The 24,942-nt window shown below is 33.0% G+C and carries 21 protein-coding genes and 1 pseudogene; all 22 read right to left on the bottom strand.

Going from position 1 to position 24,942, the window contains the following annotated elements; translation table 11 throughout:
• Positions 1-10: 10 nt before the first annotated feature.
• The 22 genes and pseudogenes from R2R35_RS18445 to R2R35_RS18340 all read right to left on the bottom strand — a co-directional run bounded on the left by R2R35_RS18445 (position 11) and on the right by R2R35_RS18340 (position 24,797).
• Positions 11-1,075 carry a relaxase/mobilization nuclease domain-containing protein gene (locus tag R2R35_RS18445; protein ID WP_317731301.1) on the bottom strand — a complete coding sequence of 355 codons (1,065 nt, stop codon included), beginning with the start codon at positions 1,073-1,075 and terminating at the stop codon, positions 11-13.
• 4 nt (positions 1,076-1,079) lie between these two features.
• Positions 1,080-1,580, bottom strand: coding sequence for a plasmid mobilization protein (locus R2R35_RS18440; protein WP_317731300.1), 501 nt, complete (start codon positions 1,578-1,580; stop codon positions 1,080-1,082).
• A 21-nt stretch (positions 1,581-1,601) separates the two neighbouring features.
• Complete coding sequence (locus R2R35_RS18435) at positions 1,602-2,357, bottom strand: DUF5688 family protein (protein WP_317731299.1); 756 nt, start codon at positions 2,355-2,357, stop codon at positions 1,602-1,604.
• Positions 2,347-3,036, bottom strand: coding sequence for a hypothetical protein (locus tag R2R35_RS18430; protein ID WP_317731298.1), 690 nt, complete (start codon positions 3,034-3,036; stop codon positions 2,347-2,349). Before R2R35_RS18430 ends, R2R35_RS18435 begins: the two co-directional genes overlap by 11 nt.
• A 45-nt stretch (positions 3,037-3,081) precedes the next feature.
• Entirely contained in the window at positions 3,082-3,612 is a 531-nt protein-coding gene (locus R2R35_RS18425) for a hypothetical protein (RefSeq protein ID WP_317731297.1), read from the bottom strand.
• Between the two features lie 11 nt (positions 3,613-3,623).
• Positions 3,624-4,010 (bottom strand): hypothetical protein, encoded by a 387-nt coding sequence (locus R2R35_RS18420; RefSeq protein ID WP_317731296.1) that lies wholly within the window; start codon positions 4,008-4,010, stop codon positions 3,624-3,626.
• The gene (locus tag R2R35_RS18415; RefSeq protein ID WP_317731295.1) at positions 4,003-4,554 is read right to left on the bottom strand and encodes a hypothetical protein; all 552 of its coding nucleotides are present in this window, start codon (positions 4,552-4,554) and stop codon (positions 4,003-4,005) included. The genes R2R35_RS18420 and R2R35_RS18415 overlap by 8 nt, the downstream gene beginning before the upstream one ends.
• A gap of 170 nt (positions 4,555-4,724) precedes the next feature.
• On the bottom strand, positions 4,725-5,147 hold the full coding sequence (locus R2R35_RS18410; RefSeq protein ID WP_317731294.1) for a hypothetical protein: 423 nt from the start codon (positions 5,145-5,147) through the stop codon (positions 4,725-4,727).
• A gap of 61 nt (positions 5,148-5,208) precedes the next feature.
• The gene (locus R2R35_RS18405; protein WP_317731293.1) at positions 5,209-6,234 is read right to left on the bottom strand and encodes a DUF3991 and TOPRIM domain-containing protein; all 1,026 of its coding nucleotides are present in this window, start codon (positions 6,232-6,234) and stop codon (positions 5,209-5,211) included.
• Positions 6,235-6,311: 77 nt separating this feature from the next.
• On the bottom strand, positions 6,312-8,267 hold the full coding sequence (locus tag R2R35_RS18400) for a hypothetical protein (RefSeq protein ID WP_317731292.1): 1,956 nt from the start codon (positions 8,265-8,267) through the stop codon (positions 6,312-6,314).
• 195 nt (positions 8,268-8,462) lie between these two features.
• Complete coding sequence (locus tag R2R35_RS18395) at positions 8,463-9,017, bottom strand: hypothetical protein (RefSeq protein ID WP_317731291.1); 555 nt, start codon at positions 9,015-9,017, stop codon at positions 8,463-8,465.
• A 20-nt stretch (positions 9,018-9,037) separates the two neighbouring features.
• Positions 9,038-15,463 carry a helicase-related protein gene (locus R2R35_RS18390; protein WP_317731290.1) on the bottom strand — a complete coding sequence of 2,142 codons (6,426 nt, stop codon included), beginning with the start codon at positions 15,461-15,463 and terminating at the stop codon, positions 9,038-9,040.
• A 104-nt stretch (positions 15,464-15,567) separates the two neighbouring features.
• The gene (locus tag R2R35_RS18385; protein WP_317731289.1) at positions 15,568-16,131 is read right to left on the bottom strand and encodes a hypothetical protein; all 564 of its coding nucleotides are present in this window, start codon (positions 16,129-16,131) and stop codon (positions 15,568-15,570) included.
• Between the two features lie 272 nt (positions 16,132-16,403).
• Complete coding sequence (locus R2R35_RS18380; RefSeq protein WP_317731288.1) at positions 16,404-16,784, bottom strand: hypothetical protein; 381 nt, start codon at positions 16,782-16,784, stop codon at positions 16,404-16,406.
• A 59-nt stretch (positions 16,785-16,843) separates the two neighbouring features.
• On the bottom strand, positions 16,844-17,440 hold the full coding sequence (locus R2R35_RS18375) for a hypothetical protein (RefSeq protein ID WP_317731287.1): 597 nt from the start codon (positions 17,438-17,440) through the stop codon (positions 16,844-16,846).
• 28 nt (positions 17,441-17,468) lie between these two features.
• Positions 17,469-18,482, bottom strand: a complete 1,014-nt coding sequence (locus R2R35_RS18370) for a ParB N-terminal domain-containing protein (RefSeq protein ID WP_317731286.1) — start codon at positions 18,480-18,482, stop codon at positions 17,469-17,471.
• Entirely contained in the window at positions 18,469-19,257 is a 789-nt protein-coding gene (locus R2R35_RS18365; RefSeq protein ID WP_317731285.1) for a ParA family protein, read from the bottom strand. Before R2R35_RS18365 ends, R2R35_RS18370 begins: the two co-directional genes overlap by 14 nt.
• Positions 19,258-19,440: 183 nt before the next feature.
• Positions 19,441-20,100 carry a hypothetical protein gene (locus R2R35_RS18360; RefSeq protein ID WP_317731284.1) on the bottom strand — a complete coding sequence of 220 codons (660 nt, stop codon included), beginning with the start codon at positions 20,098-20,100 and terminating at the stop codon, positions 19,441-19,443.
• Between the two features lie 106 nt (positions 20,101-20,206).
• Complete coding sequence (locus tag R2R35_RS18355) at positions 20,207-20,836, bottom strand: hypothetical protein (protein ID WP_317731283.1); 630 nt, start codon at positions 20,834-20,836, stop codon at positions 20,207-20,209.
• A gap of 5 nt (positions 20,837-20,841) precedes the next feature.
• Positions 20,842-21,819, bottom strand: coding sequence for a hypothetical protein (locus tag R2R35_RS18350; RefSeq protein ID WP_317731282.1), 978 nt, complete (start codon positions 21,817-21,819; stop codon positions 20,842-20,844).
• A gap of 591 nt (positions 21,820-22,410) precedes the next feature.
• Positions 22,411-22,842 (bottom strand): annotated as a pseudogene (locus tag R2R35_RS18345) (ABC transporter substrate-binding protein); the annotation flags it as partial.
• Between the two features lie 608 nt (positions 22,843-23,450).
• The gene (locus tag R2R35_RS18340; protein WP_317731281.1) at positions 23,451-24,797 is read right to left on the bottom strand and encodes an alpha/beta hydrolase family protein; all 1,347 of its coding nucleotides are present in this window, start codon (positions 24,795-24,797) and stop codon (positions 23,451-23,453) included.
• Between the last annotated feature and the right edge of the window lie 145 nt (positions 24,798-24,942).

The raw sequence follows: 24,942 nt of genomic DNA, 5'->3' as shown, positions 1-24,942 counted from the left end.
ATAATATACCTTAATCCTTTTCCCAATCTAATCCCTTACCTTTTTCAGATTCTATAATTTTGTCTTTCAAGGCTTGTCCATCTATGAAGTAAGGTTTCAATGAATCTGAATTTTGAAAGGGGTAAGGATTTGAAGAGTCTTTTGCTAGTGTATCTGCCATTTTAAGTAATTGATTTCTTAACCGTTCTTGCCCGATCTGGATACTTGTATTATGATTTGTTTCTACTTGTCTATTAAGAGCAAACTGCTTCTCCAGAGATTCCTTTGTTAATGGAGTAAAGTTCTTTGCGGGATACCCCAGCTTGTCAGAATTAATTTTCTTTCCGTCGGAATTGGTATAAGTAATATCTTTACGACTTTCTTCCCACCGTACCTGATAACCAAACCTATTCATAATATCTATAAACTCATCACGACTTCGAGAAACCTTTCTAGCTGCCATTCCTGCATATAATGTTTCAGCCTTCCAGCTCCTACCTTCTTTAGCAGCTCGATACTCTCCCTTTGAAACATGCTCATGTAATCGATTCTCCATTTTAACCCTGGGTATTCTTCGCTGTTCCATCTTAGGAAGAACGGACAAATTATTCTCTCTACATAATTCATTACTCCAATCTTTTATTTTTTGTAGATCATATTTTGAAATATGCCATCTCAGCCCTGTTTCATAATTTACAGAGTTAATAGCAAAATGAGTATGGATGTGTTGCTGATCCGTATGTACTGCGTAGACTATTTGAAACCCTTCAAATAGTTTATGGGTAAGAAGTTTATCCGCAATATCTTTCGCTAGTTCCGGTGTAATTTCTTCTACTTTAAAGCTCTGTGTAAAATGTATTACTTCCTCAGATTTGGATACTGGGCCTTCAGGTAATTTATTATGAATTGCCTTAGTCAGTACAAATTCATCAAAAGCTGTCTTCGGATTACAATAAACTCCCCCCATTAATTCATCTCTGGTTTTGCTTTCCTGTAAGATGTAATTAATTAATCTTCTTACACTACCAAGAGTCTTATAAGTTAGTTTTTCACCTTTCTTATTTTTTCTCCCATTAAAAAAAGCAACAATAGCCATGTTATCACCTGCCTGGCTTAACCTTTTTATTTAGCTTAACCAGCTCCTGGTACACTTTACTTAAGTTGTCTTTAGTTTCTGTAATGTCAGGCGTTTGAATAAGTCCTTGATGACATAGCATAGTAATTTGATTTAAATTGTTGCCGACTTTATGTAGTTCCTTTGCTAATACTTTCAAATCATTTATAACAATTATTTGTTTATTCTGGCAGCATAGTCGAACAAACCTACTTAAGTTATTAATGCCTGAGATTTTATATTTTTCGATAATCTGTTTTTTTTCCTCAGCAGTGACCCTTATATGTATACTTTCTGGATCACTATTCATAATCTTTTCCAACATTGCTGGTGATTGCAAGGGCATCTCATCTTTTAAGCAACAATAAAGCACATATTCACATTCCTTCATTCCAGCTTCTTTCGCTTTACGTTTAACAAAAATTTTCTGTTCAAGTGTGGCTCTTGCTTCTATCCTTTTAATCTTAGTGGTGGGCTTTTCCTCCATTGCAAATACCTCTTTAAACCTTTAAGGTTCTAAGTCCATATCCGGATCTTGTTCATTACCGTAAAGAAAATGATTAACAAACTCCTGATTTACTGTGGTTGACTGTTCCTCAATCTTTTCAAGGCTCTTCTCATCTTTATCATATTTATAAGCACTATTAGAAAGCCTTTCATTTCTGGAAACTTGCTCCATGTTAACAGTTCTTACCAACCAACTTAGCTGAGATTTATCAATGTCTCCTTCATCTGGAATAAGTATTACTTCATGTACGGATGAAGGTAATATATAAAAATTGGATTTGAACTTCTCTGCTAATTTTTCTAAAATACCTGGATAAACTATCGTTGAAGCCCCGTTGATTTTTATGTTATTTGATAATACATACAAAGGAGGCGACATCTTGTCTATATCATCATAATGAAAATTATCAATATCAGAAGGTGCAGACTCATTCATAAACATTTGCTCCATAGATATAACCTTTGCTGGAAATAAACGCATCGTATTCTCAATAGCCAGATTATGCAACTCCTCATAACTACTTAAATCAAGAGTGTTTAAAAGAGTGTCATCAATCAATGCAGAATGGATACTTTGATCTTCAACTTTTACAACCAATCGATATGTAATCACCATGTCATTTTGCAGCCTATAGGGATGAGGCCGCTGTGAGCGCCTATTTTCTTCCTGACTAATTAGAGAAAATATAATATTTTCTTTCTTTAATAGATTCATTTCTTCATTTCTGTCTACAATCTTAATGTCTTTATTTTTCATAATATCTACAATTTCCTTTCTTATTCTTTGATTGTTTCATCTCTTTTTGTATAAGTTCAGCCTTTTTGAATCGCATTTGCTCTATAGAAAGACTATAATCTGAATATTGAGAAACATCTAAACCACGCAGCATTCCATCAATAATTTCTGCCATCTGTGCTTGTTTGAATCGATTGTCGTCAAATATTTTCACACTCAATCCATTTTCAATACCTATGCGTATTTGACATATCTGATTATGGTTATGTGTAAAAAGGTACTGAGTCAAGTCTATACCTTTTTCAAAGCCTAATCTTACCTCCATCATCTTCCATTCATTGTGAATAGGTAGAGCATATTTCATATAACTCACTCCTGAAATCATGCCTAAATATATCTGCTCTCTTTGCTTATGATTAAACTCTCTATCCAACAGAATATCGACTTCAAATTTTTGTTCTATTGCTTTTCGGATAATAGCCATATCTTTGGAATGTAGAAAACGGTCTTCATAGCAGGTTGTATCTATTCCAGCTTCTTGACCCAGGCGAAGTTCTCTCATCTGTGCGTAATGATAATATGGTTTTGCATATATCAGAACATCACATCCAGATATAACTCCTGTAAGTATTTCATTCCATTGTTTATCATTAAACTCTTCTCGAAACAACTCCCCTAACTTGAAGTTGTTTTTATCCAATTAATTACCTCCTCTAAATTTTGTTATAATATATTGATCTTAACTCTATCCTTTATCCATATTTCCTAGTATATATTCCGTAACAGATAAATCCCTAGAATTCTCTTTTAATAGATGGATATTCGCTTTCTGCCTACCAAATGTTGTATAGGTTATATTGAGCCGTTCACAATTCTTTCTATTATGAAGTAATATTCTGGTTAATAACTGAGGTTCATCCATTTTATTAACAAAACTTTCAATATTATCAATTATCAGATTAACACTATTGTCTTTTATATTTGTGCTAATGATTCCAATAATATTCAGCAGAAAATCGAAACGCTTTTCTTTCTCATCCTCCATGTCAAAATTTAAGAAAAGATATTCGCTTTCATTATTCATGAAATCGAATACCTTATCTATAGAAATATCTAATCCATCGAGATAAGTACTACCATCTAATTTTTTGCTAAGTGCGGCATACTCATCATAAGACGACAAACATATTGTCTTTCCTCTTGACCGGAGCAATTCAGATTTAACATAAAAGGTTTTTCCATATCCAACCTTTCCTTCTATAACTTTAATTTTCATGATTAATCTCCTTATTCTAATATTTGTAACTCAGCCTTAATATCAGGCGGTACATTGTCTTCCCATATGAAACTGTTCTTAAGTATGTAATTGTTATAACTATTAGCAGTTTTATTTGCCCTCATCTTTGCTTGTTCTGCCCAGGATTGCTTCTCTTCATTGCTGCTGTCCTTATATTGTTCATAAGTTAATTTGTCTGTTTCATAACTACTTATCATTGCTCTACAAGTATCTTCTACTTCTTTGACGGTCTTGTAATTAGTTATATCATCAACCTTTTGCACCTGAAAAAAGTAAGTGTTTATAGCTCCTCTTCCAAAAGGCGTTATATAAATTATTAATAAAAGAGACATGATAACAAGTACAACAATACCTGTTCCCTTAAAAAGACTATTCATCGACTTTACCTACCTTTAATACCGGATCATCCACTTCGAAAGGGATATCTGAATATAAATATGTACCTGTCCACTCCATATATTTTCCATCTGGAGTAAAGAAGAATATTCCATTGTCATTTTCTCCAAAGGAACCATCTACGTCTGCTAACTCTTTATTTATAGTTGCTCCATTTGAGTAGTATTCCTCAATATAATTAGGGGTTAAGAAGCTGTTTAAGCTACTTACTTTCCCATCAACTACAAAACTTCCAAGGACAGCTCCATTATCAGTTATTAAAACTATATATCCTAGAGGTTTCTCAATAGAGCAAATTAAGCTATTGGCTTTTTCTCTTTGTCCATTAACCCAATATGCTCTACGAGTTAGATTATAACGTTCAAGAGAGTAATTTATATCAGTTGGAGTCCCCTGATTATCAGATAACGTTTCTTGGACTATCATCTGATTATCTACATCGGCAGTCGTATAATTATCACATCCCACCAAAGCAAGCATAACTAAAAATACTGAAATAAATAACTTTGCTAATTTTCTCTTCATTTATTTTTTTTCCTTTCTTTAATAGAGGGTTTGGGATTCATCCCAATTCTGGGGTTCGGGTCTCCCGACAAGATCTCTTTGTGTGACAACAGTCACACAAAGGGGAATCTTGCCAGTTATACACCTACGGTGAGTTCCTCCCCCTTTTGAGGGGCGATATTGAAAAAGAATCATTGTTCAGGTTCATAATCGAGAAAATCTTCTTTTACTGCAATATAATCCTGTTCATCCTGAAAATTTTTAATTACATCTTTTAAACATAGAAGTTTATAGAACTGCCTTGCATCCACATCCAATAATTCTGGATGATCCTTAATGGTAAGAAGTTCTAATTCTTTTATATTATTTTGTGTAAAAGTCTTAGTAGGAATTTCTGTCAACCCCGATAAACTCTCAGGAATATTTCCTTGCTGATACAAAATATTATTTAGCCATTCCAAGGCATTCTTTGTTTTCTGACTTAAAACTATGGAGTCTGCATTATCAAGAAAAGTTTTGATTCCTAGATCACGTACCAGGCGTTCAATTAACTCTTTCTCATTACCCGCTGCTCCTATTAATCTTAAAAAAGAGTTTGATTTTGAATTCATCATAACCGCAGTGCTAAAACACTGATCCTTTCTATCTATTTCATTTTTATATCACTACCTCCGCTTATGCTGGCTCACATTCATGATTCAGCTCATTAGCCGGCTCTGCCAGCTGGGTCTGTAGTTGCTCAACTTTCTTCAGATTCATATTAACTAAATCCGCCTTCAAGACTTCATTGAAATCTTTTTCCTTGAATGAAATACGTTTAATCTTATATTTACTGGAATACTGCTTAAATATATCATTGCAAGCTTCATTACCTGCCGTATCATTATCTAATCCCATTTGTATTTGTTTAATCTCAGGGTGATCCATCAGATATTGTTTTAATGCAACATCACTCACTCCACCAAGAGATAAAATGTGGTCATTTTGGATTTTATATCCTAATCCATGGTAGTGATAAATTGACATATAACTTAAGAGATCAATAGGAGCCTCAACGATTGTCAATCTGTCATTTGACCCTATTTTTGCAAAACCAAATCTTTTATCTGATCCTGAAGCTTCCCCTTTGAAAGATGCACCATTTGTATTTGTACTTCGAATACATGCATACTTCTGATTACCTTCTTTATCTATCCCGACGAATACGCAACTTTTTTTATTATTTTCATATAGAAGTTTCTTATCTACAAATTCTTTGATAACTTCCTGGTGAATTTTACGTGTCTGACCAAGATATGCGAAGATATGTCTGTAAGTATTGTTTTTTTCAGGTAGTACAAAATCTTTTTTTTCCACAATCAATTCTTTTGAAGGTACATATCGTGAATATGAACTTTCACCATTTAATAACTCTGACATAGCATCCTGCCAACTTGATCCATCCAGATACATAACTAATTGTATAGGGCCTCCACCTTTATGGGTAGAATGACAGTACCAGCGATTTCCTGCCTTATCAATTGATAATCCTCCCTGCCCCTTTACCTCTGCCCATCGTTGATTTACATCTTTAACGTTGTAACCCTTAGATCTTGCCAAATCAGGTATACTAACTGCATTAGCCTTTGCAATATCCTCATCATTATAAATCTGATAGTTTGCTGGTGCTCCAGCTCTTGCATAACGTGCCTTACTTTCCATATAATCACCTCATAAAAAAAGGGCAACAGCATATTATTAAGCCATTACCCTAACCATAATTTTCAATTCTGAAGTTTTTACTGTTCTAATGAAAGTTCTTCGCTTATTTCTTCCTGATATATCTCTTCCTGCTGAAGCATCTCTTCCATTGATTGTTTCGGTAAATCCGGATGCAGATCATCAGGCGATAATCGACTTATCAACTTCTCAGCTGTGCCTGTACCGAAAACTCTTTCAATTGTGCGATCGAATATTTCATGCTTCAATTCTAAGGGTATCGTAGAATCATTCACAATTGAGTTTGTGAAGTCAATTATTTTGTCGTTATAGTCATTTTCATTCTTATAAAATTGTTCCACATAATCTTCTTCCAGGCTCTCTAGTGCTGCTCGCTTAAGGGCATTTTCTTGTTTTTCCTCAATTACATTATTTACAGCTTCCTCAAATTCTTGGTTCTTTTCAATATCAGATTTAGCAGTAAATTCATTCTCCTTAACCTGGTTAATAACAGTCCTTAGAGCAGATATAATAACATCTTTTCTCTCTTCCACCGGAAGATCCTGCATCTCATCTGAAATAGCTTCATAGATACTTTCAATTGTGTTTTTAACTTCATTGATGGCAGCTTTTTCAATATCAACCTCTTGTACAACAGTGTCATTTACCTCATTTTGTGGTACTTGTTCATGCCTGATAAAGCTTTGATCATGTAAAACATTACGTTTAATTATTGAGATGAGATTATCAAAGATATTTCTAAGCTGAACCTTTATTGCATCCATGATATGATTCACCATAATTGTCATTCTAATAGAATGAAGATCTTTTGCAGTATAACTGCCGTTACCCAAGTTTCTCATCTGAATCATTCCATCTTGAAGCCCAAGCCTCATTTCTTTCATAACTTCCGGATCTAGTTCTTCTTTAGCAAAAGCTGCAACTTCTTCCGGTGCCAATCCATACTGTTTCCCAAGTCGTATTTCCTTCGCCTGTTCAGCAGAATATACAAAGTTACTCTCTTCATTTTTAAAGCTGCTTAGATCCACTCTATTTTCTGCAGCTAAACGCATTTCTTTCATATATTCCGCAGACAATGAAGGATCATTAAAACCTTTCGAATCAATACCATTTTGCTCTGCAAGGCGGAGCTGCCGCATTTGTTTAGGAGATAACTTAACATTATCAAATGAGGTTACATCTATTCCTCTTCTATAACCCGATAAGATTTCTGATAACTGCTCCTTTGACATTGTTTTTCGTGTCTGGCTTTGCGTCTGTATCTGAGAATTATTTATTTCTTCTTTTTTTTCATTACTTTGGCTTGATTCTGATTGTTGATCATTAAGCTCTTCAGGTAATAATGTCTCTTCAGTAGGCTTCTCTTCTGAACGTTCTCCAAGTACTTCTTCCTGCTCAATAATGTATTCACTATCTTTTTGGATTTCTGTAATGATTCCAGTGTCTTTAAAAGCAGCAAGAGATTTTATTGCTTCTTCTCTGCTTAGACCTTGTGCTCTCTCTGCAAACTTGATTACATCTGCATCTCGTACAAACTTTGAGTGCCAGTCCCATTTATTACTGTTGTTATATATTAGAATCCCTTCAAAACGTGGATCTCTAATAACTGTAGTCTTTCCACGATTTATTTCATCTGTTTGAAGCCCTATTGCTCTGGCATAATCAGCGATTCGTACAGTTTTAGCAGTTTGGAATTCCAGATTTTCCGACTTAATCAAATCTTTATTCCTTGTATTTACACTTTCTAAAGCATCCTGGTTATTTAAATTATATGTTTCTACATAAGCTGCATTATATTGATCACTCGACAGATAGTCACCTCTGTCTGCAACCAGTTTATCTAATGCTTCTCTCCATTCGTTATTTTCCATTTTAGCTACGAAACGAATAGTATTACCGTATTCAGCCCTTTCATCTTCTCCGTTTGAGATTGACCATGAGTTTCTGTCTTTAAAAACTGTTAGCATTTCACCGCCAGGTGTTTCGATCCTGGCAATCTTCTTATCCTCATACAAGACATCCATATCATTTTTGTTTGCATAATCAAGTATGCTTATACTATTGGCAACTTCAACCTTCGCATCCTCTCTTTCTTTCTGTTTTTGTTTGACCTTTGTACCTGTTTCGGCCATAATATTTACCTCCTTATAAAATATATAAAAAAAGAACAGTTCTACTGTTCGACTTCGAGTTACCTGATTTTATGGTTATTAATATGGTTTTTGTAAAGTGAAATTATCTATGTCAAATGTTAAGCAGCTTACTGCTCTACTTTTCTCTAATCTATATCCTTCCAGTATGAATAATGAGACTATTTTTCTACTATCATCTTTATTTGTATAATGTATTAAGAAGTCATCATACTCAAACATACCACCCGATGAAGATGAAATCTCTAACAGCTCATCTATTTGAGGTATTAAATTAATTAGTTCAACCCGATTATAATATTTTGAATCTACGTCCTGAAGGTCGTTTGATACATAGGTGACTATTAAAAGACAAAATGGCGATATCATCACCAGACACCCAAAAATCTGCATCCTCAAGTCTGATATCCAGTCTGAAAAAAACCAGTGTTGTAAAAAGAAAACAATGGGTACAAGAAACAATCCTATAGCAATTCCAATAGAAATTATAATTAAATTATGCTGTTTACATTTTTTCTCTTTATCATGTATATTTTGCAACTCTTTATCCATAACTATGTTGCATTTAAACTCATACATTGTATTTCCTTCATTATCAAAAAAATACTTATCCATTTTATTCCCTTTCTTGCGCTTTATGGCTCCATTTCCGCATCATCTTCTATAATGTTATATGCGCTTATAATTTCCTTAACCATTAGGCTACTATTATTCTTTTCAATATCCATGTCCTCATCGGCTAAAACCTCATCGGTTTTATCAAGTTCCAGAAATTGATTCAATTCAGATTGTCTCATAATTTTTTTAGAAAGTTCTTCCTCATAAGGAAAAACCTTACCACAATTTATCTGTGCTTCTTTAAGATTATCTTGTGCAATATTAAGCTCTTCTTTGAAATGCTCTAACTTTTCCTCAAGCCCATTTATAAGATTTTCCAACCGGCTCATGTTTCCTACTCCACTGGTTCCCAAATCTAGACTATATGTTCTTGTTCCATCAACCATGATATTGCTTCTATTCTGAGATATTTCTGTAGTAATATGGTATAAACGAAATCCACGAAAACTTCCAATTTCATCTGGTATTTCTTTCATGGTCATAATAGCAAGCAAAGCTTCACCGGCTTTGGATCTCTCCGTAAAAATTGTATTCATTAGTTTTATGCAGAAGCTGTCCTCACTAACAGGATTGGAATCTCTTAACTTGATATCCTTTTCTATAGCTTCAATTTTTGACCTATACTCTGTTATTTGAGCTGGATAAATACGATGAAATCCTTCTTCATATTTATACTTTTCATTTAAATAGCCAGCCTTTAACATTTTTAACCTACCCACTTCTGTATCAATATCCATCTTCTCTTTTATATAGGGATTTCCAGTAGCCAATGCTTTTATCTCTGCATAAGACAAAACTGTTTCATCAATATCCTCATATGTACGTTCTATAGTCTTGTTCGTCATGATTTGTGCAATAATTTTCTGTTTTTGCTCTACTAGCTGCCAATTATAAGCATCGTAAGTATCTTTCGTTACATAACGATACATAGCAACCTCATCATTAATATTTCCCTGTCGTAAAGGACGTCCTGATCGTTGCTCCAGATCACTTGGTCTCCATGGGCAATCAAGATCATGTGCAGCTACTATCCTGTCTTGTATGTTTACACCTGTTCCCATCTTTTGAGTACTTCCCACTATTACTCTTTTTGTACCATTCCGTAAGTACTCAAATAGTTTTTCCCTCTGTTTTTCTGTGTTAGCGTCATGTATAAAACATATCTCTTGTTCTGGCATTCCTAATCGTATCAATTCCTCTTTTATGTAATTGTAAATATTCCATCTCTTATCCTTATTAGGTGTTCCTATATCACAGAAAATAATCTGTGTACCTTTGATTTCTGAACTCTTAACATACTCATCGTAAACAATCTCAATACATTGATTAACTTTACTTGCTGGTTCATTTGGTGCTTTGGGATCAAGTAATCTGGGATCCGTTCCAAGTTTTCTTGCTTCATTCGTTACCTTAAGCATATTATCAACATGCGGATATACTTGTCCATTTCTTATTGCTTCAGCTCTTTCTGCAAAGCTAGCCATTACTTTTCGTGTATAATCAGACGGTTCAGATACTATAACTTTGTATTTCCCCCCCTTAATCTTAGGCACTGGCAAATCTTCTAACATTTCAGGAAGCTGAACATCTGCTATCTCCCGGAACATATTCATCAGTTCTGGAACATTAGTAAACTTGGCAAAGCGGTTCTTAAAGCGGTATCCCGTACCTTCTGGCGCTAATTCTAAAGAGGAAATAACTTCACCAAAGTTCGCAGCCCAAGCATCAAAATGTCCAATCCCTTTTTCCTTCAAGGTATTATTCTGTAAATATCTCTGCATAACATATAATTCTGTCATAGAATTAGAGATCGGAGTCCCAGTGGCGAAAACTACCCCTCTACCACTATTGATTTCTTGAATATACTGACACTTGATAAGCATATCAGTTGATTTTTTTGCCTTAGTTGTAGATATTCCAGCAACATTTCTCATTTTTGAAAATACAGCACAGTTTTTATAATAATGTGCTTCATCTACAAATAATGCGTCTACTCCTAATTCTTCAAAATAAATGACATTGTCTCTATCACTATTACGCAAAGAAAGAAGTTCAGTTTCCAGACTCTTTTTAAACTTTTCCATCTGTTTAATTGACCAGTTCTCGCCATTTTCTTCGTGTATCCTTTCTATAGCAGCCTTTGCTTGGTCAATCTGCTCATGCAACATAACTTGCTCTCTCTCTGGTGATATTGGTATTCTCTCAAACTGTGTATAGCCAAGTATTATTGCATCATACTCACCTGTAGCAATTTTACTTATAAAGGTTTTTCTGTTTAATGGCTCAAAATCTGCTTTTGTAGCAACAAGAATATTTGCTGCAGGATATAATTTTATGAAGTCATTTCCAATTTGTTCAGTAAGGTGATTAGGAACACAAAACATCGACTTGGTAGCAAGACCTACTCTCTTAAGTTCCATAGCACTAGCTATCATTTCGTATGTTTTTCCGGCACCTACACAATGAGCAAGCAATGTATTCCCACCATATAAGACTCTTGCAATCGCATTTTTTTGATGATTTCTCAATTTAATTGCTGGATTCATACCAGGAAATTGCAAATGGGAACCGTCATATTCACGTAGTCTTGTAGTATTAAATAGGTCATTATATTTTCTAACATACTTCTCACGCCTACTAATATCGGACCAGAACCATTCCTGAAACTTTTCCTTAATTAAACTCTGCTTTTCTCTGGCTAATATTGTTTCTGCTTTATTTACAACATAGTAATAATTACCGTCTTCGTTAACCAACCTGTCCTTTACAACAACAGTTTTTAAATTGAGAGTATCTTCAATTATCATATAGGCATCCATCCTACTTGTACCATAAGTCTTTGATGCACGAATACGATTAGTCACATCATAAACCTTATTTGTTACAGCATAAGCAGATGTAAAATTATTGTATCGAATAGCTGTTACTCTTTTTTTATCTTTGTTCCCTACCTTTAGTTGATAAGTCTTCGGAGTATCTAGCAGTTCATACATAAATTGATTGAGATCCTCTTCATCAATCCATGTTGTACCTAACCGTACAGTTATTTCACCTGCCTTCAAATCCTCCGGTTGAACTCTCCTTAAGGCTTCCACATTTATTTTTAAATCTGAATTAATTTCTGCAAATAATTCAGCTATTTTAAGCTTGGACCGTACATTTCCTGATAAATATGAATCAGCTGTTTCATAACCAGCATACGGATCTTCTGTATCCTGTTTCTCTGGATTAAGGAATATCTCACCATTAAGATCTTTTATTACCTGGTCGTTTGTAAATCCACCTAAGTTTGCAATATAAGGGATATCAACTCGTCCCTTTTCAGTTAGTGACACTATTAATCCTTCTCTGGCAGTTTCAACATGATCAATTAATTTGTAAGGTTTAATTGTACGCTTGGTAAAGATATCAGCTTTTACTACCTTATTATTCTTATCAACATATTCTAATGATAGGATCAGTGGATAATCAGCATCAAGTTTAAAAATATTATTATTTTTTCCACTAAGTACACCATATTTATTTACAAATGAATTATATAAAGAGTGAAGATCTTCCTGCAATTTGTATAATTCATTATCTGCACAGTTTTGAAGCTGTGCTTCTATTATTTCTCTGGCTGCTTTTCTAAGGCATATCAATCCCTTTAACTGATTTAGTTTAGGAATAGGTAATAACACTTCCTTCATTTCTGAATTCTCTCTATAATAGACTTTTTCATCTACAATAGCATAAGAGTAATTCTTAACACTTGGATCAGCCAGAATGGTGTGTATTATTTCCTCTTCTTTTTCCATAACTATATTCTTATTTTTATCAATTCTTCCAGTAAGCTTAGTAACTGCAGCTAAGAAATCTTCCTGTAAACGCTCCGGATCCTCGTTGACTAAAGTTGTATATTTACTATCTTCTCCAAACATTTTATTATCAAATACCATTTTACCAAGCATCATTTCCGGATGCTCAAGATAATATTGATTAACAGGAATTTTATCATCCGTAAAACCAGTAAATACCCAAGAGGGTTCACTTACTTGTATTCTATCTCTCTTTTGTAAAAACAGAATATCACTCGTCACCTCAGTATTGGCATCCTTAAAAGTAATATTTGGTAGTCTAATGGCTCCAATTAAATCCGCACGTTCTGCAAGATACTTACGGAATGTTGGATTTGCCTTATCCAAAGTGCCTTTACTTGTTATAAAGATTACTAATCCACCGGCTCGTACCTTATCAAGTGACTTTGCAAAATAATAATCGTGAATATGATAGTTGTATTTGCTGTAACGTTTGTCAAATACTTTGTAATCACCAAAAGGTACATTACCTATAACCAGATCAAAAAAGTTATCAGAGTGATTAGCATTTTCGTAGCCGCATATCTGTATATCTGCCTCCTGATAAAGTTGCTTTGCTATTCTACCAGAAATACTATCTAATTCAACACCATACAACCGTGTTTGATTCGTAATATTCTCTGGGATATGGGAAAAGAATCTTCCTGTTCCTAGGGCCGGCTCTAGAAGGTTTCCACCCTTGAATCCAAACTGAGCTAAAGCTTTATATATACCTTTAATTATTTCTGGAGGAGTATAAAATGCTGTGGTTGTAGATGCTCTTGCACTCTTATATTCCTGTTCAGTTAGTAGTTCCTTAAGTACTATATACTCATTTACCCAGGATGAATTTCTTTCATCAAATGCAGCTGCTAAACCACCCCAGCCAACATACCTGTTTAATATAATTTGCTCATTCTCTGTGGCATAGCGTTGTTCATTTTCTATTTCTTTTAAGAGCTTAATAGCTGCAACATTATTCTGAAACTTCTTCTTAATTCCTCCTTCACTAAGCAGATCTTCCTGATACTTATAATTAATTTTTTCAATGTTACTTGCTTTTTGTGTTACGGTTCCCTTATCTTCTTTCACTAAATTGGCAACTTCTTTGTGAGCAACCTTGTCCTCATTGATTGGTATTATATACTTATTATCAAGAATCATCTTTTCAAGGATTCTGTCCAATTGACTCCAGTGTATAATTTCGTTACTTAATTTAGAATTCTCAGACCAAGATATTTTAATGCCCATTTGCCTTAGTGTTTGAATCCCAATAAAGCCCTCATTCCCAGTTTCATCATAATAATTAGTTTTATCATAAGCATTCTGCAGATATTTTACTCTTTCAGTATAAGGTACATCAGTGTTATAAAGCCTTGTTATACCCGATTGACTACCTTCAGTACCTGTACCATAATTTACGGCTTTGATAAGAGTTACATCATCTAACATAGACTGCCCATAGCTTCTATTAATAAAAAAAGAAGAAACCGTTTTAGTTTCTCCTTCAATGTTTTCATGTAATTCTTTTAAATTAAGTTCTAATTGTAAACCACTTCCCTGAGGACTATTTCCTCTGCTTGGTCGTGGATCCTTTGTCTGTGCTGATAAGCTTCCATTGTGTCGTTTGGATTCTTTATTGGGTCTTTCTCCAGCATTTTCGCCTGTAATCTCTCCATCTTTTCCTCTGCTTGTTCCTGTATCTTCAGCATGGTTTCTCTTAGTGTGCCGTCTATCAGAATCTGCTGTAACTCCACTGGTTTCTCTTCTTCCCAATACTTCATCGCCAGATTTCCGTATTTGGTCAGTTGTTCCATTCCCTGGTTCTGCTCCTCTTCTACCACTCCGAACCAAAGTCCCTCCCTCTCTTCGTACTCCATTTCCATCCCGTTCGCTATCATCTCTGTCATTCTTTTGTCCATCTCGTTTCTCCTTCCTTATATCAAATATGATTTCTTTACTGGTTAATAATATTTCTCTTGCAGCCTTAACTGTATAATATCCAACTGTACCTATTGTTTCACTGTTAACTTCTGCCGATTTATGTATTAATATCTTCGGATCAACACCATGATATCGATATTGTATCATATAATTAATACTGTTGATAAGGTAATCTGAAAGTAGGGCAGCTTTATTTACTGGATTATTTGTCTTATTATATGCCCCTTTTAATTGGTCTGTTATAAGCATTTGTCTAACATCATCTGGAGTTAAAATGAACTCACTATTGTAATCCTTATATTTTTCCATAAAACGATGGTTGAAATCATCCAGCTCTTCTGCGCTAATAGACCAATTCATAATTTGCTTATTCCCCCATAACTGAGAAGAATCAAAAAAATGATCTATACCATATTGATTTTTAATTAATACCGGAATACTCTTTTCATTTCTTCTTACTTGTCTTCCAATCGACTTCCAGTCATCATAAGAAGCCAGTTGCACATAATTAGGATTCTGTGCATAAGCAGTAACAAGAGTTGCAAAGTCGTACTTATACATATTACTGGCATATTGAAGAAACGCTTTCCATTTATCTGTATCATCAAGCATTTCCTGTACTGTTTGGTAATATAGCTGTCTCAAATTTTCTAGTTTACTCATGTGTCACCTCTCTTTTCCCCTCCTTTTATAAAACCTCAAGATTATTTGAGATTTTATAAAAAAGGGGATATCGCTTTTTTGCAATATCCCATCACTTACTCTATTTATCTTTCGAGTTCATCTTTAGATTTGGTAAAACTTTTTTCTTTATATTTATATAATTCCGCTTTTAGCTGATTATTTTCTAATGTTAAAAATTGTGTCTTTTCTCTTTCTTCTTTTAATTCAAAAGCTAGTCTCGCATTAACATCATATACATTTTTAATTCCTGAAATAAAAGTATCCATATTGTTTACATATGGCAATGTTTCTTGTTTTAACCTTTTCTGATAACGTAAATCTTCGACTAATTCAGATATACCTATTCTGCTATCTTTAAATTGATTTATAGAAGGAATAATTTGTTCTATAACCTGATCTCTAATTTTTTTAGTATTTTCATCGATATTATTTACCTGTGGTGTCATTTTTGATGTATCCTCTTTAACAGACCCGATTTTATTGCTATCTTTGCGAAATGATATAAGATGTGCAACCAAAGTTCCTGCTACTGATATTAGTGCTACTACCAGTGCCCAATAACCATTATTCATACTCTCTTTTCCTCCGTATAACAAAATTAAACATAATATAAATCCTATTATAATTGGAATATTTTCTCTTTTCAACCTTAGATTACTCCTTTCAGGGCAAATTATTTCAAAGTGCTATTACTAAACTTGGTGGGTACGATGTCCATAAGTATTAATTATGAAATATCTACCACTTAGATATTTCATAATAGAATCCTTCTCCTTTCATACACCTATGCCCCTATCCAGAGTATATACTGGAAAGGGGTGTCATGGCATAGTTGTAATTTTTGTGATATGTAAATCCAAAAGTTTGGTTTAGACCTTTCTCTGTACTTGTGGACATGATGTCCACAAGTTGCCTACCCTCATCTCTTTAAAACAATAAGAGCATTTTTCTTTGTATCAAAATCATATGGAACAGCTGAAAAATGCTGCTTCGAATTTGATGTTTGAAAAATAGTATCGTTACAATTACTTGTATCTAACCCTATAATATACATTTCATCTATAGCATTGAATTTATAAAGCTTTCTTCTTTGTCGTTTATTAGCTTTCATTTTTCTTCTATCTACGACTCTCTGATGATTTAAGCATCCTCTTCTTACTGGTCTACCATAAGTTAAACGTCTTTTATTATTACTTGCAAAAGCAATCCTAATATCTTGGTAGTTCTGAGTAACAACGCTTAGTTTCCCTTGATAATGTTTTGCAAAGGGATAAACTATTGGAATAAATAATTCAAACACGATTATCACCTACCTTTCTATAACTTGTGGACATGATGCCCACAAGTTGTTTTATGTAATTAATCAATTTCGTAATCTTCATCTTCTTCACAATCTAGTTCAAATAAAGAAATCTGCCCAATGACCTGGCTAGTACTGCTAACTACATCAGTACCTACATCATTATCTAATAAATTTTGTACCTGCTCTCTTGCACAATGCAAAGTCTCTATGTAACTTGTATTCAGGTTCCTCTGCATATAAACTAATTCTCTATTCTCTACAGCGTTCTTAAAACCATTAATATAGTTTAAAGAGGTTAAATGTGTTATTTCTTTCAACTGAGTTTTATTAAGTCGATTAATATTAGAAATAAGGTATTGATAATCCTCATTATTCAAATATATATTTAATATTTTATTAGCACTATCAATTATTTCTTCTTTTTTTGCCATATACTTATAGTCAACTTCTGGAGGAGTTTCTTTATAATATATTTCAGGGTAAAGCTTTTTCTCTTCAAGTTGTCTTTTAAATGATATTATATGATTACGAACCAGATTTAGATTAGTACCATCGGTATGAAACGGATCGTTACATCCATTTATATATATGTCTTCCCAACGATTAAAAGATTTCCTTAACTCTTCTTCAGAATCCACTTCATTTCTTTTCAATATCTCACCTGTCTTTCCTAAGATGTTATTATTCTTTATTATGTGAGAAGTAAAATTCTAAAGCTTTATCAATAATATTCTCAACTTCTTTGGCCGATTGATTTTCCTTAAAATACTTTTTTACAATGTTGGGTTTAACCTTAATTCCCTGTAATGCTGTTTTTTCTTGTTTGTTCTCATTTTCTACCATTACATTTTTAATTCCGTCTTCATCCAGATTATTGGCTTCTTCTAGTTTTCTAAGAGCTGCCGCTTTAACTGGGCTGACCTTCAGTTTACTATTATTAAGAATATCAACTAGATAAAGTTGATTTTCTTCACTTAAATAAGATAATTGTTCACCTGCTGTAAAACTAATGCTTTTTTCATCAATAAACTTCTTAAGCCCAACACATAACTTATTGATTCTTATGTATCTGGCTATTGTCCTTCCATCTAAATTATATTCTTCTCCTACTTGATCCCTAGAATTTGACTTGTGGACATCATGTCCACAAGTTTCATCTTCAATAGAATTCTTAGAATCAAGTATTTCTTTAACTTGATTAATAATATCAGTCCGTCTACCTTGAGATTTTAATGACTTGTAGTGCTCATCTATCACTAAGGCTCTTTCTGAATAACTTAAATCTGCAAATGATCTTTGTAAAAGATTAGTTTCAATAACAACTAACATTGCTTCCTCATCTGAAAGCCCTTCCATAATAACAATTGGTACTTCATCTAATTCAGCGGCTATTGCTGCATTCCAACGATTGTGTCCAGCTAATATTTCATATTTATTTGTTTCAATAGTCTGATCTTTAAATTGAACTGAATCACTTATAAATGTTCTTACTATGATTGGCTGCAGTATGCCGAACTCTTTAATACTACGCACCATTTCATCAAACTTTCGCCCTGTATAAAGCTTAAACGGATGATTTTTAAAAGGTATAAGGTATTTAACATTAGCTTTCATAACCTTGTCTTTATCATCGCTTTTAGTCTCTTTTAATTCACCAAACAGAGCATCTAATGCGGTTAATTTATTGTCGGACATAATTGATGACCTCCTTGGCTAATTCCTTATACGCTATTGCTACAGGGTTCTCAGGGGCGAAATCAATGATACTTAATCCTTCATCATCAGATTCACCAACTTTTACAGAAGTAGGAATTTTCGTTTCAAAAATATTAATACCAGATCCATATGCTTCATTTATATTCCTAAATGTTTTTTTAGATATGTTAGTTAGTCCATTAAATTTTGTAAGTAGAATACCTTTTATATATAATTTTGTATTAATTCTTTTTAATATTCTAATGAAGGTTCGTAGAAACAATTCTAAACCTTTCGATGCCAAGTAATTACTATCTACCGGAATTATTACACAATCACAAGCTGCCAGAGCATTAATAACCAGCATACCCAAAGAAGGGTTGCAATCAATGAGTATATAATCATAATCTTCTCTTAATTCGTCAAGTATACTTTTAAGTATGTATTCTCTCTCCATTATACCCACCAGCTTTAATTCGGTTGATGATAAAACTATATTGCTCAATAATATGTCAAAATGCTCGGTATGTTTAATGTATTCCTCTTTACCTGGTAACTCCTTCATTTCGATAGCTCGATCCATGAGATCCCCTATTGTAAATTGCTCACTATCGGTATTGGTATAACCCAATGATGTCGAAAGACTAAACTGGGGATCGAAATCAACTTCTAATACCCTCTTTCCATTTTCAGTTAAAGCCCGTCCTAAATTCTTTGTTGTGGTAGTCTTACCTGCTCCACCTTTCTGATTTGCAACTGCAATGATTTCACACATAATAATATCTCTCCTTTTATTTTATTTAACTCATCTCCTTACATATGTATAAGGTGGCGTTGCGCAACACCACCTTATATGGAGAGAGTATTTACCCCGTCGTGCCGATAGGACAGCAATAAAAAAAGATATTGTAGAGTCTAACTACAATATCTTTGAATATTATTTAATATATATTAAGAATTACTTACTCAATTTGATTCCAAAATCTAAAAATAATAACTCTTCATATTCCTCATCTGTAAGATTTAAAACAGCTTGACGACCTTCAAGTGTATGATATATAACTTCAATATCATTTCTCCAAAACGCTATATCCTCAAATTGTTGGCAATTTATCATAAATTTTTCCCAATCGTATAAATGCTTCATATTTCCAATTACTTCTTTTACTAAATTGCCCTTTTCAAAAAAACACAACTCTTGAAATGGTCCAATTGTATCATATGAGCATCGTGTTATCTCATTTCCTAAATATTCTTTCATTTTACATTTAAATGAGATATCTTTACTATCTTTAATTTTCATATTGTAATCAATATTCCAATTATATACCTCTAACTCTTCTTCAAAATTTTTCTGAAATTCCTCTTCGGATCCATCTAAAAATTCATAATTATTAGTAAATTGTTTTAATAAAGTCTCTTTCAGTTTTTCTTGAATACAATCAAAATTCTTTTTTTCTATGTAACCAATTTCATAATATTTTGGATGCATAGGATCTAACTTTTCAATAAATCCTCGTTGATAAGATCTTTTAAAAGAAATCTTTTCACATCTTAATAGAAGAAAATCATAGAATTTTGTTAATACTAAATTATTTAATTTCTCTATATAATACAATTTATCACCTCATATGATATTTTATATTCGAATAACTTACATAGTGCAGTATATATATCTATAAAATTCCCCATGCAATTTATCCATGGGGAATTCATAATAGAATTTATTTAGTAGACTTTCTTATTAAAGTCAGCACTGAGAGATATGAATTCCCTTCATATAATTTTACTCCAGTACCAATATAAATAATATTACTACTTGCATAACTATAATCAATATCTTTGAATTTAATTGTGCTTTTTTTACCAGACGCAACTACATTACTATACATCGCTGGATAATCATAAGAGTTTATGTTATTATTATAACTTGCATATATCTCAATATCATCTTTATGGTCATTAATCCATTGATTTAATTGTTCGCTATAGATTTTACTGCTCAGACTAAGATTAACCTTAGATACTGAATTCTCTATCATCCATTCTAACCCTTCAATGATACTTTCAGTTGATATTTCCCCATTTATTGATGCGTCAAAATAATATATCTTATTTTTTGAGTTGCAAATATTAGCAAAATCTATCATATGATCACCATGACTAATGTAATCTGACTTATTATTAGTATTCATTATTACATTATCATAATTCTTGCTAACGGATCCATCTATCATTCCAATAGTTATATCTTTATCTGTTTGTGTTATAAAATTTAGTCTAACCACTATTAATGCTAATGTTATTACTATTAGTAATGTAATAGCAATGAATATTATCCGCTTTCTATTCATAAACTTTAATTATAAAGGGTAGGTGTCCCACATAATGAATGAAAATCAGATAGTCCTGCACTATGTCCTGCTTTATGAAAATGAGGAAATTGAAGTCCAGAGGAAGTGTGCTTTTCAATATCTACTTTTTCTGTTTTAAATCCAGCATTTGTAATGACTTTAGCTGCATTACTAGCCGAATAAGTATACACATCAATCGGCTTGTCTACAGTTGCTAAGGCAGATGCACTGTTAAGGTCCATACCAGCATAGACAGCAATATATGTATAATTTTTAGTTACTCCCATTGCTACTTTCTTAGTTACAGTATTTGTAATCAAAGCTGGATAATAATATTTTTTTAGTTCTGGCTCGGCAGCAATTACTTTATATGCCTCTTTTCCATCATACCAATCATAACCATATTGTGTAGCAACACTTTGTATAGTTGTGATAACTCCTGCAACTATAAGAGCAGAAATACAAAAACCAATAATTTCTGCAATAGCCCATCCTGCAAAAATTGGTATTTGTCCCGTATATGTATAACTTCTAACATCACTTAAACTGCTATATGATTCGACCATTGTATTATCTTCAAATACATTTATATCAACTTTACCTGTATCTGTTATTAGTTCGTTTATCTGTAGTACATAATCATGTTGCTCTTTACCGTTATCTACAATTAAGCCAGCAGCACCATCTGCATAAATTTCCATTACAGCATTAAAATCTTTATCATTAACAGTTAATGCCAAAGTATTATTAGCATCCATGGATATATTTACTTTCTTACCATCAACATATACTTCATTTTTAGCAATTTGCTCATCATTATATATTGTCATTGTTGGTCTCTCAGGACTATATCTCTGCAACTTTTCGTTTCCGATAGTTGATCTAACATAATTATTAGTTTTAGCATATGCATTATTTTGTAAGCTAACACAAAATATTGCTACTATTAATAATAATGCAGTAAATTTATAAAATTTTTTCATATAAATTCATTCTCCTTTTTACTATTTAATTGTTTTTTTTAGATATTTTGCGCAAATATTCTATAATATAAAGAATCAATTCCTTAATATACATATAATAACATTTTATGTTATTATTTTCAATATTTATTTTAACTATAAATAAAATACTTTTAATAGAAGAAAACAATGTATCAGTTAAAATTTATTGTAATTCAACTATATATCACTATTTTAGACATTAATAATAGTATAGTAAATAGACATTACTGTCCACTGGCTACTTTTGTTACTAATAATGAGTATTAATCAACTTTACTAAATTTTATATTCAATCTTTTATTGTTAGATCATTAATAAGGTGTATACTCCCTGTCGTTCAGCTAAAATGACAATAAAATAAGATATTGAGTTTATACCCAATATCTTATTAACTCTATATTTATTTTCAACTAACATTCACTCCTTAATTATATAGACGATATGTCTGCACAAATTTCTGGATAAACATTCTATTAGGTTATAAATAATGATAGTAATTATTGCTCGTAATCTTATTAACCCAATTACATACCAATACAATAGACTCAAAGTTTACATTATACCTTGGCGTCCCCCGGCGCGACCGCCGACTACTGTCTTTCCTCTCACATTATCCCAGGTAAAAGTCTCATTCTTATCCTTTGTCACCAGAAAATTACCTGCTCGTTGTGTCAGCTGCGCAAAGTTTACGACATAATCATCTTTTCCCTCGTTGTACACATAAACGGTTGCCTCCGGCCCCATAAATCCGATATCTGCATCTCCTGAAAGAACCGCAGTCATTGTCTTATCTGCACCAAGTCCGTTTACCAATGCCACATCAAGGCCTTCGTCTTTAAAATATCCCTGTTCTATTGCTACATATTGAGGTGCATAAAAAATAGAATGTGCTACTTCATTTAACTGAACCTTTATCAGATTCCCATTACTTTTGCCGCAACCGGATAAAAGCACTGCTGTAAATACAAATACAGCCAGTGCTGCTAATCCCTTTTTCTTCATTTCATGTCTCCTTGAAATTAAGCTGTTACAATATGTATATTAGAGGTTTAAGGTTTTGTTGCCTGTCTTTAATATTATAATATTACTACTTTTACTGTTTCACTTATTATATATACATGTAATTATTTCATTGACTCATCTCCTTACATAAGTATAAGGTGGTGTTGCGCATCACCACCTTATATGGCGAGAGTATACCCCGTCATGCTGATAGGACAGCAATAAAAAAAGATATTGTAGCGTTTACTACAATATCTTTGAATATTATTTAATATATATTAAGAATTACTTACTCAATTTGATTCCAAAATCTAAAAATAATAACTCTTCATATTCCTCATCTGTAAGATTTAACAGTATAATAACCTCTATTCCTTATTCGTAATTGATTTTATTTTTCTGGTATTTCAGTTATATCAGCTACAACAAAGTTAAATCATATCATCCATCTAGGAAATATGATGACTTTTCTTATTAGACAATTTCTTAATTCCAGTATGACACAAGAAAGAAATATCATTTTAAACTCTTTTGTTATCAAAGCTCTGAAAATTATGTCAGAGAATTATCAGTTCTGGATGTTTGTCGCTATAAAGGATTGAAAACTACTACTCATATATCCCCTCTGCCGTAAACTTTCCTTCTTTTTTTAATGTAGCATTAAAAAACTCTAATATAATTCTATTTTCAAGCTCAATAGACTTTCTTGCATCAACCTTAGCAACTTCTCCGTTTAGTACGGTAGCTAGAAAAGGGGAGCTTAAAGATAAATCTGTCAGGGTTAAATGTTTCGTGCCCTTCAGATATACATCATAACTTTCCTTGCATATTTGATTGGATATTTTATTGCCTGCATAGACACCCGTATCAGTACCATCCTTTAACTGTACCCATACCTGGTCTGAGTAAATATTAAGAATTGGTGTGTTATACTGTTCCCTGGTGGCAATAAATTCATCCAGATTAGCATCATAGGTCATCTCACTAAAATATGGCCCATCTATATTTATTACAGCGCTTACATCGTTACGCGTTCTTCCCATCTGCACACTTGCAGCTGCACCCATGGAATGTCCAAACACACCTATTTTATCGCAATCTATACTATGATAAAGTTTCCTGGTATCATCATTCTGGAATTGTGTATTATTAGACGTATTTGCTTCCTTTGCATTCTTCAGTATACTATCAATCGTCAGATTAATATCCTCTGTACGTATGTTCATCCATTTCTTTATTAATTCGTTTTTTTCAGCATTGGTATAGTAAGCCTTCCTATTGGAGTTTATAACTTCACTCATATATGCCTTATCAACAATTGTTCTTTTACCATCTGATGACACCGTATAAAAAGAGTGCCCAGGATGATCAATTGAGCAAACCACATAGCCATGGCTGGCTAGCTCCTCAAAAGCAGAAAAATTGCTATTTTTTATCCCAAACGCACCATGAGAGAATATTAGCAAAGGAGATTTTTCATCGATATCCTTAGGATACCAGAAACCGACATTCACCTGCCTTTTACCACCAGTAAAATAATCTGTAATGGTATCGCTTGTAAAAGTGAATTTGGCTGTGGCAACTTGGAATGGTCCAGTAGGCTGCAAAGGCTTATGTTGCGGAAACAGAAAAGCCGGTATTAGTACAACGGCAAAAAGCAAGCTCCTTGTGATAGCTTTTAGAATCATCTTACGCGGAGGAATTTGCTTTACATTTATCTTCGTTGAAGTTAATGCATAGATACTCTTTACAGCTAGAAATAATAATAAAGCACCTAGTAGATACCAACGCATACTCCACTCAATCACTTGCAGTATACTAAGAATCAGAAAAATTATAAAAGTAAAAAGGCGTGTATAACTTTTTAATTTGATGTTTATGGATTTTGTAAATAGACAATAACTCGTAAATGAAATTTCAAACACTACAATTAACAGAAATATCAAACCTATCATAATAATCTCCTCAACTAATCTGTTTTAATATTTATACAGTACCATAGCAAAAACTGAAAGTAAATATAGGCCGAGCCAGGTTGATACTATGTACTGATAAGCTGTATAAAAATAGCGGTAAGTTGAAAAACTTACCGCGAAAGTA

Source organism: Anaerocolumna sp. AGMB13020 (assembly GCF_033100115.1).
Lineage (GTDB): Bacteria > Bacillota > Clostridia > Lachnospirales > Lachnospiraceae > Anaerocolumna.
Note: the sequence above shows the minus strand (reverse complement) of the source record. Positions and strands in the feature narration are given on the sequence as shown.